The organism is Klebsiella oxytoca NBRC 105695, from assembly GCF_001598695.1.
GTDB classification, from domain to species: Bacteria; Pseudomonadota; Gammaproteobacteria; order Enterobacterales; family Enterobacteriaceae; genus Klebsiella; species Klebsiella oxytoca.
On record NZ_BCZK01000013.1, the window covers coordinates 61,019 to 78,218 of the forward strand.

Annotated in this window: 11 protein-coding genes; 1 reads left to right on the top strand and 10 read right to left on the bottom strand. The window is 58.9% G+C overall.

Going from position 1 to position 17,200, the window contains the following annotated elements; translation table 11 throughout:
- The first annotated feature begins 166 nt into the window (after positions 1-166).
- On the top strand, positions 167-1,498 hold the full coding sequence (gene argA / locus KO1_RS20760; protein WP_004105227.1) for an amino-acid N-acetyltransferase: 1,332 nt from the start codon (positions 167-169) through the stop codon (positions 1,496-1,498).
- Between the two features lie 39 nt (positions 1,499-1,537).
- Here the strand turns inward: argA and recD are convergent, their stop codons facing one another.
- The 10 genes from recD to lgt all read right to left on the bottom strand — a co-directional run bounded on the left by recD (position 1,538) and on the right by lgt (position 16,949).
- Positions 1,538-3,373, bottom strand: coding sequence for an exodeoxyribonuclease V subunit alpha (recD, locus tag KO1_RS20765; protein ID WP_024274648.1), 1,836 nt, complete (start codon positions 3,371-3,373; stop codon positions 1,538-1,540).
- The gene (gene recB, locus KO1_RS20770; RefSeq protein WP_024274649.1) at positions 3,370-6,915 is read right to left on the bottom strand and encodes an exodeoxyribonuclease V subunit beta; all 3,546 of its coding nucleotides are present in this window, start codon (positions 6,913-6,915) and stop codon (positions 3,370-3,372) included. Before recB ends, recD begins: the two co-directional genes overlap by 4 nt.
- Positions 6,912-9,797 carry a pitrilysin gene (gene ptrA / locus KO1_RS20775; protein WP_024274650.1) on the bottom strand — a complete coding sequence of 962 codons (2,886 nt, stop codon included), beginning with the start codon at positions 9,795-9,797 and terminating at the stop codon, positions 6,912-6,914. The genes recB and ptrA overlap by 4 nt, the downstream gene beginning before the upstream one ends.
- A 128-nt stretch (positions 9,798-9,925) precedes the next feature.
- Positions 9,926-13,300, bottom strand: a complete 3,375-nt coding sequence (gene recC, locus KO1_RS20780) for an exodeoxyribonuclease V subunit gamma (RefSeq protein WP_024274651.1) — start codon at positions 13,298-13,300, stop codon at positions 9,926-9,928.
- A 12-nt stretch (positions 13,301-13,312) separates the two neighbouring features.
- Positions 13,313-13,636, bottom strand: coding sequence for a prepilin-type N-terminal cleavage/methylation domain-containing protein (locus tag KO1_RS20785; RefSeq protein WP_024274652.1), 324 nt, complete (start codon positions 13,634-13,636; stop codon positions 13,313-13,315).
- Positions 13,621-14,034, bottom strand: coding sequence for a DUF2509 family protein (locus KO1_RS20790; RefSeq protein ID WP_004105239.1), 414 nt, complete (start codon positions 14,032-14,034; stop codon positions 13,621-13,623). The genes KO1_RS20785 and KO1_RS20790 overlap by 16 nt, the downstream gene beginning before the upstream one ends.
- Positions 14,031-14,594 (bottom strand): prepilin peptidase-dependent protein, encoded by a 564-nt coding sequence (locus KO1_RS20795; RefSeq protein WP_004105241.1) that lies wholly within the window; start codon positions 14,592-14,594, stop codon positions 14,031-14,033. Before KO1_RS20795 ends, KO1_RS20790 begins: the two co-directional genes overlap by 4 nt.
- The gene (locus KO1_RS20800; protein ID WP_016809903.1) at positions 14,585-15,052 is read right to left on the bottom strand and encodes a prepilin peptidase-dependent protein; all 468 of its coding nucleotides are present in this window, start codon (positions 15,050-15,052) and stop codon (positions 14,585-14,587) included. The genes KO1_RS20795 and KO1_RS20800 overlap by 10 nt, the downstream gene beginning before the upstream one ends.
- 220 nt (positions 15,053-15,272) lie before the next feature.
- Complete coding sequence (gene thyA / locus KO1_RS28320; protein ID WP_004105244.1) at positions 15,273-16,067, bottom strand: thymidylate synthase; 795 nt, start codon at positions 16,065-16,067, stop codon at positions 15,273-15,275.
- A gap of 6 nt (positions 16,068-16,073) precedes the next feature.
- On the bottom strand, positions 16,074-16,949 hold the full coding sequence (lgt, locus tag KO1_RS28325; RefSeq protein WP_004115094.1) for a prolipoprotein diacylglyceryl transferase: 876 nt from the start codon (positions 16,947-16,949) through the stop codon (positions 16,074-16,076).
- Positions 16,950-17,200 lie beyond the last annotated feature (251 nt).

Below are 17,200 nucleotides of genomic sequence, written 5' to 3' on the forward strand. Positions count from 1 at the left end.
AACGAAAGGCGCATAACCTGTCATCTATAAAAGGGTAAACAATCTTTGACACCCTGATTTGGCTCACACTGTTTTCTCGGTTGCGCGAGAAATTGGGGCTTGCGTTTGCCGGCAAAACAGAATAAAAATACATAAATTACGAATAATCATGCATTGAGGTTGTGTCATGGTGAAGGAACGTCGCACCGAACTGGTAGAGGGATTCCGCCATTCTGTCCCCTATATTAACGCCCATAGAGGTAAAACGTTTGTCATCATGCTGGGCGGGGAAGCCATCGAGCATGATAATTTCTCTAGCATAGTCAACGACATTGGCCTGCTTCACAGCCTGGGAATTCGTCTGGTAGTGGTCTATGGCGCCCGTCCACAGATCGACGCCAACCTGGCGGAGCACCGTCACGAACCGGTCTATCACAAACAAACCCGAGTGACTGACGCCAAAACGCTCGAGCTGGTTAAGCAGGCGGCGGGTATGCTGCAGCTGGAAATTACCGCTCGCCTGTCGATGAGCCTCAACAACACCCCGCTGCAGGGCGCCCACATCAACGTGGTCAGCGGCAATTTCATTATCGCGCAGCCGTTAGGCGTGGATGACGGCGTGGATTACTGCCATAGCGGGCGCATTCGGCGCATCGATGAAGAAGCCATTCACCGTCAGTTGGATAACGGCGCGATTGTGCTGATGGGCCCGGTTGCGGTGTCGGTCACCGGCGAAAGCTTTAACCTGACCTCCGAAGAGATTGCAACCCAGCTGGCGATTAAGCTCAAAGCCGAAAAGATGATTGGCTTCTGCTCGTCACAGGGGGTGTACAACCAGGATGGCGAGATCGTCCCCGAGCTATTCCCTAACGAAGCCCAGGCGCGGGTTGAAGAGATGGAAGCGGACGAAGACTACAGCTCCGGTACCGTGCGCTTCCTGCGCGGCGCGGTAAAAGCCTGCCGCAGCGGCGTGCGCCGCTGCCACCTGATTAGCTATCAGGAAAACGGCACTCTGCTGCAGGAGCTGTTCTCACGCGACGGTATCGGCACTCAGATAGTGATGGAGAGCGCCGAGCAGATCCGCCGCGCCACCATTAACGACATCGGCGGCATCCTTGAGCTGATAAGCCCGCTGGAGCAGCAGGGCATTCTGGTCAGGCGTTCTCGCGAACAGCTGGAGATGGAAATCGATAAGTTCACCATTATTCAGCGCGACAACACCACCATCGCCTGCGCCGCGCTCTATCCTTTCCCGGAAGAGAAGATCGGCGAAATGGCCTGCGTGGCGGTGCATCCGGACTACCGCAGCTCATCGCGCGGCGAAGTGCTGCTCGAACGAATTGCCGCGCAGGCGAAGCAAATGGGCCTCAGCAAACTGTTTGTTCTGACAACCCGCAGCATTCACTGGTTCCAGGAGCGCGGATTTACGCCGGTAGACGTTGACCTGCTGCCGGAGAGCAAAAAAGAGATGTACAACTACCAGCGCCGCTCCAAGGTGTTGATGGCAGACCTGGCCTGATTATCTCCCCGGAAAGCGCATGGCTGACCGGGGAAAACATCACTGAGCGGAAAAAATATCCGCCAGGCCGCTGCGTCGTTCGGTACGCGCGACAACCGCCTGGGTCAGTACCTGCTCATCGGCATAGATCGACAGCTGCCGTTTCGCGCGAGTTATAGCGGTATAAACCAGCTCGCGGGTCACCAGCGGCACGCTGCGCGAAGGCAGGATCAGCGCCGCGTGATCGAACTCCGACCCCTGCGATTTATGCACCGTCATCGCCCAGGCGGTATCATGCTCCGGCAGACGACTCGGCTGTACCGACTTGATGCTGCCATCAGGCATCGGGAACCAGACGCGCAGGCCACCCCCTCTTTCCAGCGCGATACCGATATCGCCGTTAAACAGCCCCAGCGCGCTGTCGTTGCGCGAGATCATCACCGGCCGACCTTCATACCAGCGCGAATGGCGCGGTAACGTAATCGCCCGCTTGCGGTTGAGCATCTGCTCCAGCTGTTCATTAACTCCACTGACGCCATACGGGCCCTCGCGCAGCGCGCACAGCAGCTGGAATTCGCCAAAAGCGGCGATCATCTCTTCGGGCTCTGCCCGAGCGCGCAGCAGTTGCAGGAAGCGGCCGTAGCCCGCCTGCGCCTGATTCAGCATCGCTTCATACTCTTCGGTGGCGCTCAGCGGATACAGAGCGATATCGTCAAATGACTGGCGCAGCGTTGCGCGTACCGCGCTACGATCGCCGCTGTTCACCGCCCAGGCCAGCTGGCCGATACCGGAATGGCGACCGAAACGGTAGCTTTTCTGCAGCAGGCACAGGCTATCGCGGAGCGAACCGGCCATATTACCCTCGCCTGCCGGAACCGACTGGCCGGTTAACCGGGCGAGCTGCGTCGCCCGCTCCGGGGTATAGCCTGCATTAACCCACGCGCAGATATCGCCGAGCACGGCCCCGGCCTCGACCGAAGCCAGCTGATCGCGGTCGCCAAGGAAAATCACCCTTCCGTGCTCAGGCAGCGCATCGATCAGGCGCGACATCATCGGCAGGTCAATCATTGAGGCTTCATCGACCACCAGCACATCAAGATGCAGCGGGTTTCCGCTGTGATAGCGCATCCGCTGGCTTCCCGGCTGCGCGCCCAGCAGGCGATGGAGGGTACTGGCTTCGGTGGGCACCAGCGCCTTTTGTTCGTCGGTGAGAGGAAGACGGCGCAGCGCAGCGCCAAGGGACTCGGTCAGGCGCGCCGCGGCTTTACCGGTCGGCGCAGCCAGGCGAATACGGCAGCGCGGGCTGGAGAAGGTCTGGATCAGCGCGGCCAGGAGTTTAGCGACGGTCGTGGTTTTACCGGTGCCCGGTCCGCCGGAAATTACCGAAATCCGCCGGGTCAGGGCGACAGCAGCCGCCACTTTTTGCCAGTCAGTTTCCTCTGCGGGCGGAAACAGCGCGTCGAGCGTCGCTGCCAGCCGGGCTTCATCCACCTCCAGCACCTGATTGGCTTCATTGAAAAAGCGCGCGACGGTTAATTCGTTGCGCCACATGCGGTTAAGGTAAAGCCGATCGCCGCAGAGAATCATCGGCGCTGGCCGCTCTCCGCAGCTGACGGCCTCGGAATCATTGAGCAGCGGCAGCCAGCCGTCCGGCGCGCCGGTCAGTTCAAGAATTTGCTCGCTCAGGCCACCTGCTTTAGCCTTCAACAGTTCATCATCGACAAGACGCGAAATCGGCAGGCAGACGTGCCCTTCACCAGCATCGCGACTGAGGATCGCCGCGACCAGCTTCACCGCCGGATGCGCTTCTTGCGCCACCATTAGCGCAAACTGAACGTCCAGCGGGCGCAGCAGTCGCTGCTCAACCGCCTGCAGCAATAGTTCATCCAGGTTCATAGCGCCACCTCCTGAGTTTCTCCAGCAAACAGCGCATCAAGGCCGTCAATCAGCGGTCGCGCCGGACGGGTGGTAAAAATACCCTGCCCGCCGTCCTGTCCATCCATACCGCGTAAAAAGAGATAAATGACGCCGCCAAAGTGGCGTTCGTAATCATAATCGGCAATACGGTGGCGCAGATAACGGTGCAGCGCCAGGCTGTAGAGCTGATACTGCAAATCGTAACGATGGGTGCGCATAGCCTGCATCATCGCTTCCTGGGTATAGGCCTCGCGATCTTTCCCCAGCCAGTTGGATTTGTAATCCAGCAGGTAATAACGGCCGTTATGGCGAAATACCAGGTCAATAAAGCCTTTCAGCATACCGCGCACCTGGCGGAAATCGAGCATGGGGGTATCGACGGAGAGCGGATCGTACTGACGAATCAGCGCATCCAGGCGCAGCGGATCCAGAGGCTGCTCGATGGGCAGATAAAAAGCCATCTCCACCTGTTTATCACGCTCGCTAAGCTGATTCAGCGCGATCTCCGCGCCAGGGAGACGGGTACGCAGCACGCTGTCGAGCCATTCGGTCAGTACTGGGGCCCATTTCTCCTCGAAGCCGCTAAGCTGGAGCTTTTCCGCCATCCAGTCGGCTAGGACCGGCTGGGTGAAATCAATATCTTCAAACAGGCTGTGCAGAAACGTGCCTGGCGATGCTCCGCGCGGGAAGTGGTGCGGCGTAAGCTGCGGTTCTTCCGCCACATCGCCGACGCCTGCGGCATCGATATCCAGACGCGGTAAAAGGTCCTGCGCCGCGCTGTGTCCGTTTTGCTGCAGGCCGGAGTAGCTGGTGACGCGCCAGTCATCGCTCACCGAACGCTCAAGCAGACGCGCGGAGAGCGGCGGCAGCGCCGACTGTGGAGCCTGCCAGGGCGTCTGCGTCGTCGTCGCGGGGAGCTGCAGGGCGATATCCCCGCTGCAAAACGCCTGCAGTCGCGCCGTTAGCCCTGCGGCGTCCATCGCTTCTCCGCCCTGCAGCAGCCGCCCCAGCGCGCTGTGGTGAAAATCGCTGGCGCCGGGCTTGTCGCTGCGGCGGGGGCTAAGCGGCGCAACGCCCAGGCTGCAGTGCCAGACCGCCCGGGTCAGCGCAACGTACAGCAGACGTAAGTCTTCGGCCAAACGTTCGGCCTCAGCCAGCTCCATGCTGCCCTCATCCTGGCCCAGATCGAGCACGGCGGCAAAGGAGGTTCTGTCGTGATAAAACGCCTGATCCTGTTTGCGAAAACGCGCGATAAACGGCAGCCAGACCAGCGGATACTCCAGCCCTTTCGATTTATGGATGGTGACGATCTGCACCAGATGCTTGTCGCTTTCCAGGCGCATCTGCTGGCTGGAGGCGTTGCTATCCGGCTCGGCGATATGCTGCGCCAGCCAGCGCACCAGCGCATGTTCGCTCTCCAGCTGGTTCGCCGCCTCCTGAAGCAGCTCGCTGATATGCAGGATATCGGTCAGGCGCCGCTCGCCGCCGTTGGTTGCGAGAAGGTTTTCTGCAATGCGCCGCGCGGTCATCAGCGCGCGCAGCATCGGCATAACGCCGCGCTGCCGCCAGACTTGCCGGTAGCTGCTAAACTCTTCTACCAGCTCATCCCACGCCCGTTCGTTCTGATTGAGGTTTTCGATATCCTGCGCGTTAAGACCGAACATTGAGGTCGCCAGCGCGCTGCGCAGGGTATTCTCGCGCTCGGGGGCCAGCACCGCCTGCAGCAGCCACAGCAGCTCCTGCGCCTCCGGCGTTTCAAACACGCTATCGCGGTTGGAGAGATAGACGGAAGGAATCGACAGCAGCTGGAGGGCATCGCGAATTAACGACGCCTCCTGACGATTGCGCACCAGCACCGTGATGTCTGAAGCCCGCACGGGTTCAGCTTTTTCACCGCGCCACAGCAGCGCCTTGCCCTGCTGGCCCGCGCTTAGCCAGTCACGAATTTGCGCCGCGCACAGCTGGGCCATAAACGTCTGGTAATCCCCTGCGCCCACGGCCTCGCCCGGCATCAGCCAGATATTCATCGCCGGAACCGCCGTATCATCAACGGTAAAGCGCAGCCCCTGATTTTTCTCGGCCGATTTCACCGGCAGGAACGGGATTTCGCGAAACATAAAAGGGTTATCGCTGAGGCTAAACAGGCGATTGACGCTGTCAACCATCCCCGGGGCGGAGCGCCAGTTGGTATCGAGCGTATAGTGAGCGGTGACGTCTCCACGCGCTTTCATGTAGGTAAAGATATCCGCGCCGCGGAAGGCGTAAATAGCCTGTTTAGGGTCGCCAATCAGCAGCAGCGCGGTATCCGCCTGGCGCCGCCAGATGCGGCGAAAGATTCGGTACTGCTGCGGGTCGGTATCCTGAAACTCATCGATCATCGCCACCGGGAAGCGCTGACGAATCGCGCTGGCCAGCGCTTCTCCGCTCTCTCCGCGCAGGGCGTCATCCAGGCGGCTAAGCATATCGTCAAATCCCAGCTCGCCGCGGCGGCGTTTTTCCCGCGCGACCGCCTCGCGGATTTCAACCATCGCCCTGGCGATCACCAGATCGGTCAGGGTTAACGGTGTCGCCAGCAGCGCTTCTATCGCGCTGAACAGCGGGTGTACCGCCGGTGCGCCGTCCGCTTTGGTGCGCTCAAGCAAGAAGGGCTGAGAGAACTTCTCCAGCGCATCCGGCAGCTGGTAGCTCAAAGTCTCTTCCTGGGCCCAGGCGGTCACTTTTTCCAGCCATTTGCCCTGATTACCGCGATTGAACTTGCGCCGGTCGAGACCGGAGGTTTCCAGTACCGCCTCAATCTCGCTCGCCTGTTCCAGCCACTGCTGTTTGAGCACGTTAATGCGTTCAATAATTTGCTGGTGGCGTTCGGCCAGCGTTTCTTCAGCAGGGGGCGGAGATTTTAGCTGCGGCGCCTCTCCTTGCAGCCAGCGATCGATGGATTTCAACAGGTCGCGCGGCCCTTTCCACGCCTCGTGGATAACCGCAGCAATTTCGCGCGGCAGCGGATAGCAGTGGCGACGCCAGAAGTCGGCGCAGGCCTGATAGCGCAGGCGGGATTCATCTTCAATCAGCTGCAGTTCGAACAGCATGCCGGACTCAAAGGCGTTAAGGCTCAGCATCCGCTGGCAGAACCCGTGAATGGTAAATACCGCTGCTTCATCCATCTGGCGTTCGGCCAGCAGCAGCGTTTGCGCCGCCTGGGCTTTATCGTCAATTTCCGCCAGCAGCCCGGCATAAAGAGGATTGTCGGTGCTTTCGCGCAGGCAGGCGATCCGCAGCTCGTGGATATTGCTGCGGATACGTCCGCGCAGCTCTTCGGTCGCCGCTTCGGTAAAGGTCACCACCAGCAGCTCTTCGACGCTGATCTGCCGGGGGAAAGCGGATTCACCGCCCAGCCCCAGCAACAGCCGCAGATAGAGCGCGGCGATGGTAAACGTTTTTCCGGTGCCCGCAGAGGCTTCTATCAGGCGCTCGCCCGTCAGGGGCAAGCGCAGTGGGTCAAGAGACTCGGCGGTGTCGGTCATTCATTCTCTCGCATCAGGGGTAAGGATTTCTGCAACGCGCTGACGTTCTCCCAGACTTTGCCATCCTGCGGATGCGCGTATTCCGCCTTGCCATTCTGGCTACCGGAAACCTGGGAGAGAATTGCCATGCCCTGCGGATCCACCACCGTCTGATGGAAGAAGTCGGCAAGCTTTTGCGGCGTCAGCAGTTTAATCTGAGCCACTACTTTATCACGTGAATCGAAGCGCATATTACCGCGATCGAAATCTTTGCTCAGCTTCGATGCTTCATCGCCCAGCGTTTGCGGCGCCTCCAGCATCTGACTGATGACCGTCTGCTGAATCTGCGCAAACTCTTCCGGCTTCATCGCCCGCAGTTTGGCTTCCGCTGTGGGGAAGAAGGCCTGGAAGCGCTGCCAGAGGAAAGCCGGCTGCTTATCGTTGCTTTGCAGCAGGAAGCCCATTCCCCACTGGCGGCCCACGTTCATCGAGAAGGCGAAGACCGCGTATCCCAGCTGCTCTTCCGTACGCAGCTGGTTGTAGAACCACGGCTGGACGATCTGCCCGAGAAGCGAGCTGGCAGCTGAGCTGGCGTATTCGTCCAGGTTCGGCGGCGCGAAGACAGCGGCAAGGGCGGAGTCGGTGCTGTTACCCGCTTTCTCAAAAATCGCCAGCTGCTTGCGATCAACCAGTACGTCTTTGTTGCGGCACCATTCGTTGCCGTCCGCCCCCAGCTGTTTTTGGATCTGGCGGGCCATCGCCGTTGACCGTTCGGCGGTAAGGTTACCGATGACCAGCAGCTCCGGTCGCCCTTTCGCCTTGAGGTTATCGCGATACTCCAGCACCTCTTTCAGCGTAATCGACGGCAGCAGCGCCCGGCGATCTTCACGCTGAAAGTACGGCACCTGTGAAACCATCTGAATCGGCATGATCGCCTGATCGTAGGCTTTGCCTTTGTCCGCCGAATCCATCATCTGCGCGTACCAGGATTTGGCCTGCTCCAGCTGCTCTTCGGTTGGCGTATAGCTAAAGTAACCGTCCAGCAGGGCGTTAAACAGCTCTGGCAGATGCTGCGTATAGCCGTTGGCGTTAACCATCAGCCCGTTATTTGCACCGGTAGAGAAGCTGATGCCCCCAACCGCAGCCTGGTTGCTGAGCTGATCGAGCGCGATACCCGCCAGATAATCATTGAGGGCAAACATCACCTGACGGCGGGCGCTGTCCATCGCCTGCGGGTTACGCAGCACCAGCGATATATCCGCTTTTGGTTCGCTGGCGAAGTACTGACTCGGCGCGTAGATCACCCGCAGCGTCGGTTCATCGACAATCAGCTGCGGATGAGGGTAAGCCTTATCGCTTTTGATTAAGCTAAAATCGTCCGGAATATAGGGGTTCAGCACCGGCAGCCTGAGATCGATAGCACTGGACTTCTGCTGCCAGTCGGCAAAAGTCTGCTCGCTAATTTTATCCACCTGATAGGGCGCATTAACGAAGTAGGCGGTCTTGTTATGCGGCTCTTTCGGGCTGATGTACCAGATACGGGCATTTTGCGGCGTCATCATCGCCAGACGGTCTTTGATCGCCTGCGGATCGTAGCGATCGGCGATGTTAACTACGTCCAGGGTATGTTCGACCGGCACGCGGATCATGGTGTCCGCCAGCCATTCGACGTAATCCATATTGCGGTTGATGGACGGGTAGCGGAAGTCGAGCGCCAGCACGTGGGCCAGTTCATCAAAATAGCGTTTATCAATTCCCTGGCTACGCAGCAGATTGAGGTAGCTGAAGATGGCCGCGGTGACTTCATCGCGGTGCGCCAGGCCTTTGTCCGTCAGAGTAGCAGAAATAGCCAGCACCCCGCTGTTGCCGTTGACAACCGGGTCGGAGTCCGCGCGAATACCCTCAGCCAGCCCCTGCTTTTGCAGCCAATCAGAGAGCGTGCCGGGGCTGCGATTACCGATCATATAGGTCACCAGCTCGTCGGTTTTGCTGCGGAACTGGTCGCTATTGTTATCAATGCGGAACTCCACGCGCAGGACTTTACGCGGCATCGCCGGGACATAGTGAATGATGATGCCCTTCTGCGCATCGGTCACCACCGGGACGGTTATTTCCGGTTTGCTGATATCGTGGTTCGGCACGCGACCGTAGGTGGCCGCCGCGATACTTGCCAGCTCCGGCAGAGGCTTGTTGCTGTAGATCACCGCCTTCATCAGGTTGGCGGAATACCAGCTATCGCGAAAGGCGTGCAGGGCATCAAGCACCGGCTTGCCGGGCTTGTCGCTCAGCGTTTCAAGGTTACCGCCGGAAAACTGCGAGCCGGGGTGCGCCGGGTTAATGGTTTCTGCGCTGACCTGCGCCATCCGCATCCCGTCGCGGCTGCGCGCCATCGTCAGCTCGGCGTTGACCGCATTACGCTCGCGGTCGGCATATTTTTTATCCAGCAGCGGAGCGGCGATGGCGTCGGCCAGGCGATCGACCGCGCCGTCCAGAGCATCGTTTTCTACTTCAAGATAGAAGGCAGTGCGGTACGGAGCGGTACTGGCGTTATGGCTGCCGCCGTGCATTTTGAGATATTCGGCGAGGCTATCCGGCTGCGGGTACTTTTTCGACCCCATCAGCGTCATATGCTCCAGGAAGTGGGCCAGTCCCTGATGCTCAGCGGGGTCCTGCAGCGACCCCACGGGAACGACCAGCGCCGACAGCGATTTTACCGCCTGGGGATCGGAAACCAGCAGCACCACCATGCCGTTATCGAGGCGGATCGCCTGATATTGACGGGTATCTTTGTCGCTTTTACGGATGGTTTCCTGAATCGGTTGCCATCCGGTGTCTGCCTGACTTAACGGCGCCCAGAGGGCGGCCAGTAAAACAATAACCTTGAACCATAAACTGCGGGGCATTCACGGACCTCATCATTAACAAACCTGGCGCTGCACGCTATGCAGCCTTTATAAAACATCAGTCCGTGATTGGTTGCGCATCATAAATGAAGTGCCATCTATTGCGCAATTTTTATACTATTACAATGTTATTCGGACTGATGAAAACGAAACACCGGTAGCAAATAACGCTGCGTTTGCGTAAGGATCTCTTCATAGTATTCCGGCTCCAGGGTGCGCCACAGGCGCTGATACCAGACGTCGGCACCTTCGCCTCTGACCACCATGTTCCCTTCATAAGCCTGAAGAAATTTACTGCGCGCTTTTTGCTGCGTCTCTTCGTCCATTAACATGACATTCTTTTCGGCGTCATAACAGACTTTTAGCCATGCGCCGCCGCTTTCCGGCAGCAACAGCAGCGGTTTTGACATTCCCTGTAGGTAACCGTCAACGAGCTCATTCAGGTATTCCTGGGCCTGTTCCTGCGCCAGCGGGGGAAAGCGCCACTCGCCTTCTTTGCGCACAAACAGCCGACTTTCGCCGCGACCGCCGCTAGCACAATAGACAAGATGCTCCAGCCAAAGTTGCATTCCCTGCGCCACGCTTAATAACGATGGCCGCCAGCGCAGCAAACCGTCGGATTGTACCTGCTGTAGCCAGCCAGTAATGTTGACTCCGTTACATTGCAGATCGATTTCCATGCTCTGCCCCGGTTGACGGCAGGCTATCACCCGCTCTGCCAGGTTCTGCATCTCCTGACGCTGCGTTTCCCAGGCCAGTTCGCCGAATGCGCCATAGGGTAGCTCCCCGGCGGCACGAAAACGGCGATACATTGCCGAGGCGTCCTGCTGCTCAATCAGCGTATTAAGCAACTGCTGGTTCAGCTGATAGCGACTCAGCCCTTCGAGGGTAAAAGGTTCATCGTCAGGGATCTCGCTCTCTTCCGAGCGGAAATTCACCCGCAGCCGCTGCTGAAAGAAGGCGCGTACCGGATGCTGCCAGAAGCGCAGCAGCTGTTCCAGAGGCAGGTGATCGAGTTCAGGGACCGGTAGCGGCTGGATAAACTCACCGTGGGCTTCCCCCTGCTGGCTGGCAGCCGCCAGCCATTCCCGGGCATAGCTTTGATCTTCGTTCGCCAGAAAATTCGCGGCATCAAAAGGCATGCGGGTATGCAGATGAGTAATATGTTCTTTAACGCGACGCTCGCTGGCATCGCAATCCAGATCTTCGTCTCCTTCCAGGCAGTGGCTCTGACCGATATAGTCCGCCAGCTCCTGAACCAGAACCGAGGGATAGCGTTCGCTGTTATCCTGAATAGAACGGCCGATATAGCTGATATAGAGTTTCTGCTCGGCGGACATCAGGGCTTCAAGGAACAGATAGCGGTCGTCATCGCGACGGCTACGGTCGCCGCGCTGCGGCTTCTGACTCATCAGGTCAAAGCCCAGCGGCGCAAGCGTGCGCGGATAAACACCGTCGTTCATCCCCAGCAGGCAGACCACCTTGAAAGGAATCGAACGCATCGGCATCAGGGTGCAAATATTAACCGGCCCGGCGAGAAAGCGCTGGCTGATACGCTGCTGATCGAGGCGCTGGGACAGCTCATCGCGCAGCAAGGAGAGCGGTACCGTTTCGCCATACTGGGCGTCGACGCCGCCGTCAATCACCGCCTGCCACTGCTGTTCTATCAGCGCGAGGGCGGCTTCCGTTTCGCTATCCGGGAGGAAAAAGTCGTTCAGCAGATCGCGGCATACCGGTAGCCACTCGGCCAGTGGCCGCTCCTGGGCCAGCCCGCGACGCCAGAGATTAAGCTGCATCAGCAGCGATGCCAGGTTGCCCACCAGCTCGGCAATCAGCCCGCTCGACTCATCATAAGGCAGCACCGAGCGCCACTCACCCTCGCTGCTGTCCATGGCATAGCCCAATAACATGCGCGTCAGGCCAAAGCGCCAGGTATGCTGGCCGGTTGCCGGGAGGTCGAGTTCACGCACGTTGTCATCATCCATCCCCCAGCGTACGCCGGATTCGTTCACCCACTGTCGCAGGTAGCGCAGCCCCTCTTCGTCAATGTTAAAGCGCGCCGCCAGCACCGGCACGTCAAGCAGCGCCAGCACATCTTCGCTGGCAAAGCGGCTATCGGGCAGCGAAAGGAGCGTGAGAAAGGCCTGCAGTGCCGGATGCGATTCACGGGCGCGTCGATCGGAAATCGCCCACGGCAGCCAGCGTTCGCCGCTGGCGCTGCCGAAAACCGCCTGAATATACGGGCTATAGCTATCGATATCCGCCACCATGACGATAATATCGCGCGGCGTGAGCTCGGGATTCTCTTCGAGCATCGCCAGCAGCCGATCGTGCAGCACCTCAACTTCTCGCTGTGGGCTATGACAAACATGAATCGTCAGGCTGCGATCGTCCGCTGCCAATGGCCGCTTGCTGCCGCTATTGGCAAACTCTTCGGCGCTGCGCCCGGCCACGGCTTCATTGCGCAGTTCGAGAATGTCCGCCTGAAGATTATGCAGCAGGTTATCCGGCACAATATCGACAAAAGCGTCCAGCTCTTCATAGCGTTCAAGACCCGCCAGCAGGTAGATATAGTCGCGCCCCAGCTTACCCCAGGAGGCCAGTAGCGGGTTGCCGACATCCTGCTCACCGGCGTCGTTGAACAGCCCCGGCGCCTGTTCCGCATCGCGGAACAGTGGCAGCTCTCGCGCCGTTTCGCGGTGGTGGCGCCGCTGGCGGGACAGCAGTTTGGCCAGAAATGCCGGATCTTTGATGTCGCCCCAATAGTAGCGGCACGGGTTAGTGAAGAGGACATATACATCAACATGTTTACCCAGCGCCTGGAGCGCCTGCAGATACACCGGCGGCAGCGCCGATATTCCGCAAATAAAGACCCGCGATGGCAGCCCGGCGGGCGGCTGTTCGGCGTCTTCAAGCGCGCTGATAAAACGTTGGTACAAGTTGGCGCGATGCCACAGCGGCTGGCCCAGCTCAGCGGTATATTCCACCAGCGCTTTCCACAGCGGCGCCTGCCACTCCTGCGCCTCTCCCAGCCCGTCAACGCGCTGGTCAGCCTCCCAGCGCATCAGCCACTCCGGGCGATAAACCAGATACTGGTCGTAGAGATCCGCCACTCTGGCGGCCAGCTGAAACAGTTTACGCTTGTCGCTATCGTCATGCAGGTAGTGGCGCAGTAGCGTAAAAGATTCATCATTAAGCCGCTCTGGTAACAGAGTCATAAGTTTCCAGCTCATGTTTTGCTTGCTGAACGCGCTTTCTCCGGGAATATCTTTCAGCACCCGCACGAACATGTCCCAGATAAAACTGGCGGGTAGCGGGAACTCAATGTTGGCCGCAATCCCGAAGCGCTTCGCCAGCGTCATCTGCAGCCACTGCGCCATCCCGGTACTCTGCACCAGCACCATTTCCGGCATAAAAGGGTCATCCAGCCGCTTGCGCTCGACGATAAACTCCATCAAGGCTTCAAGCACATCCAGACGGTTTGAGTGGTACACCCTTAACATATTCGCTCCTGGCTACTGACTGACCGGGCAATGGAGCCGGGTCATCTGCGCCCGCCTGGCTGCGGGCATCGTGATCGTTACCGTGATGCTGACACATCTTTGCATCGATGTCTGCATACGGGATATCTGGTGGCCCCCGGCAATCGCCGGAGGGCTAAGCTGACCAAATCGCCACGCATCGCGCCACAGCTGACGGTACTGGGTGAGCTGTATAGAACTGCTGGCCAGCCCGCGTTGATAGCCCGCCAGCGCGGTAACGGTGACGATCAGCAAGACTAAAGCCAGGAGCGTTTCCGGTAGGCTAAACCCTCTCTGCCGGCTCAGGGCATCTGGCATAGGCTCGTCTCCTTTAACGGGCAAAAATCGCTCCAGCCGTGTGGTGAAAAATGGACGCGGTTTTGTTCCACAGCGCCCGACTGCCACAGCAGCATTCTGCCACCGCCGCTGCTGCCAATGAGCAATACCGAGGCGTCGCTAAAGATCCTCAGACAGGCGCGCCAGTCGAGTGCAGCCTTCTGCTGGCAGCTAACCGCTTCTTGCAACGGCCAGGTCAGCGTTTTTCCCCACTGCAGCGCGGAATGCGCATCAGCAGCGTCGCGAAGCGCCCGCGTTTCGCTGGCCGTCTGCGCTAACAGCGAACGCTGCTGCTGGTGCAGCCCCTGGAGTAACAGTGTGCCAAGCGCTAAAAGCAGTAGCACCATCAGCAGCGAAGAGAGCCCGCGCTGGCGATTCACAGGTTATACCCCGTTACGCCATATTCCGCTCGCGCGCGGATTTGCGGGTCGGCAACGGAATGCGCCGCCAGCGTTATCGACAACTCAGGCGAAAAATCCGTTTTATTCTGCCGGGTAACCTGAAAAACGGTGACCTGAATCGCCGCTGGATTGGTCATTTTCTCCCAGCCCTTGCCGCTACACTCCTCCGCCCCTCTCAGGGTTTCCAGCGCCCCGTCGCGCAGGCGAAATCCGGTAGTATCAGATTCTGATGACGGAGAGCGATTCCAGACGCCATCGCTGTTGCCATCCCAACGAACAAGCAGGCAATCGCCGCTCTCTGCGATATACAGCGGTTGCCCGCTACAGCGGCCACGGCAATAACCTGCGCGCTGCAGATGCTTCGCTACGGTGTAGATTCGCTGCCATAGTTCATTTTCCAGCGCCTGCTGCCGGGTCTGGCGAAGCGCGGCCCACTGCAGCGCCGGGAGAAAACGCGCGCTGCCGAGCAATAGCACGGAGCTAATAGCCATCGCGATCAGCGTTTCCGGCAGCGAAAAACCGCGACGTTTTACAGACATGATGCCGTCTCCTCGCCGCGGCACAGGCGGATTCGACCCCAGTTGGAAACGATAATATTCCAGCCGCCCGCCGCGCTTTGCAGGCGGATATGTCCCGCCCAGGCGGTATTTCGCAGGCCGTAAAATCCTAGCCCCGGCGTCATCGCGCTGAGCGAAACCTCCGGCCATAGCGGCTGCAGCGTGAAAGCGTTGCTGACGCTACAGTCGTTCGTCGCTCCGCTGACGCTCAGGCACCAGCCCTCCGCGCTTCGGTCGACGCTTAATACCCTGTCGCGGTTGTGCCAGTTGGCGTCATCGCGTAGCAGCACCAGATAATCGCGAACCTGGCAGGCGGTTTGCCACAGACGCTGCTGCTGTTGCCAGCTCTGCCAGCCATAAAGTCCGCTGGCGCCAAGAATGACGACGACGACCATGGTGACCAGGGTTTCAATCAGGGTATAGCCATGTTCTCTGTTCATGGGCCGAGTATGCGTAGCATTGAGGCTTTATACGAACGGGAAAATGGCGCTTTGCGTCGCGCCTCGGAGAGTATTCAAGGCGTTGCAACGGATTACAAAAGTACAGGAAATCTGCTCGCAAAAAATCCGTACGACCAGCGGCTTACAGCCGCGGCTCGGCCGGGCTGGCGCATAAAAAAACCGGCGCTCGCAGGCGCCGGTTTTCATCATGACTTCGGGGTTAAATCGCGACCGGTGCTTTTATCCCCGGATGCGGGTCGTAGCCTTCGATTTCGAAATCTTCAAAACGGTAGTCGAAAATCGACGCTGGCTTGCGTTTGATCACCAGCTTCGGCAGCGCCCGCGGTTCGCGGCTTAGCTGCAGGTGCGTCTGCTCCATGTGGTTGCTGTACAGGTGCGTGTCGCCGCCGGTCCAGACAAAATCGCCCACTTCGAGGTCGCACTGCTGGGCTACCATATGCACCAGCAGCGCGTAGCTGGCGATATTGAACGGCAGGCCGAGGAACACGTCGCAAGAGCGCTGATAGAGCTGGCAGGAGAGCTTGCCGTCGGCGACATAGAACTGGAAGAACGCATGGCACGGCGCCAGCGCCATTTTGTTCAGTTCGCCGACGTTCCAGGCCGAGACGATAATCCGACGAGAGTCCGGATCGTTTTTCAGCTGTTCCATCACCGTGCTAATCTGGTCGATGTGACGGCCGTCCGGCGCGGGCCAGGAACGCCACTGCTTGCCATAAACCGGACCCAGGTCGCCGTTTTCATCCGCCCATTCATCCCAGATAGTGACGTTGTTTTCGTGCAGATACGCGACGTTGGTGTCACCCTTCAGGAACCACAGCAGTTCATGGATGATGGAGCGTAAATGACAGCGCTTGGTCGTCACCAACGGGAATCCTTCCTGCAGGTTAAAACGCATCTGGTGGCCGAAAATAGAGACGGTGCCGGTACCGGTGCGGTCATTTTTTTGCGTGCCCTCGTCGAGCACTTTCTGCATCAAATCAAGATACTGTTTCATGGTTCCTCAAGAATTTTGTTGCTGCGGACGAGAACGGTACGCCCAGACCATCATTATGATACCCGCAAGCACCATCGGAATCGAAAGAATCTGCCCCATGCTGATGTACTGTACCCAGCCGCCGGTAAACTGCGCATCAGGCTGGCGGAAGAATTCCACGATGATGCGGAACAAGCCATAGCCGATAAGGAACAGCCCGGAAACCGAACCGGCCGGACGCGGCTTACGGATAAAGAGGTTCAGGATCAGGAACAGCACCACACCTTCCAGCGCCAGTTCATAGAGCTGCGAAGCATGACGCGGCAGCGCGCCGTAGGTATCGAACAGCGATTGCCACTCCGGATGCGATGGCAGCAGCGCCAGATCTTCCGCCCGAGAGCCGGGGAAAATCATGCTGTAGTGGAAGTTCGGATCGACGCGCCCCCACAGTTCACCGTTGATAAAGTTACCCAGACGCCCGGCGCCGAGGCCAAACGGAATCAGCGGCGCAATGAAGTCAGAAACCTGGAAGAAGGTACGCTTGGTGCGTTTGGCGAAAATGATCATCACCAGAATCACGCCGATCAGGCCGCCGTGGAAGGACATACCGCCGTCCCAGACGCGGAACAGATAGAGCGGATCGTCGAGGAACACCGGCAGGTTGTAGAAGAAGACATAGCCAAGACGCCCGCCGAGGAAAACCCCAAGGAATCCGGCGTACAGCAGGTTTTCAACTTCGTTTTTTGTCCAACCGCTGCCTGGACGATTGGCCCGACGGGTGGCCAACCACATCGCAAAAACAAACCCAACCAGGTACATCAGGCCGTACCAGTGGAGGGAGACCGGTCCAATGGAAAAAATTACCGGATCAAACTCCGGAAAATGCAGGTAGCCACTATTCATCTGTCACCATAAAGACTTGTTATTCCGCCGAAAGTGGACAGCGGGGATCGTTCACGCGCGTCAGAAACGGGCGCTCCAAAGGCTGCGAATGATAGCATAAGCGCCAGGGGCGATCCCCGTTGGACATGTAAAAGATATGTATACGAATGCGAATTCGCGGCTGAGCATTCCCGGAGGCGGCGCGCTGCGCCTGTCCGGGCTACCCAACCCTCAGGCCGCTCGAACCTCGTCAGCGTTGTCCCGGGCCACGG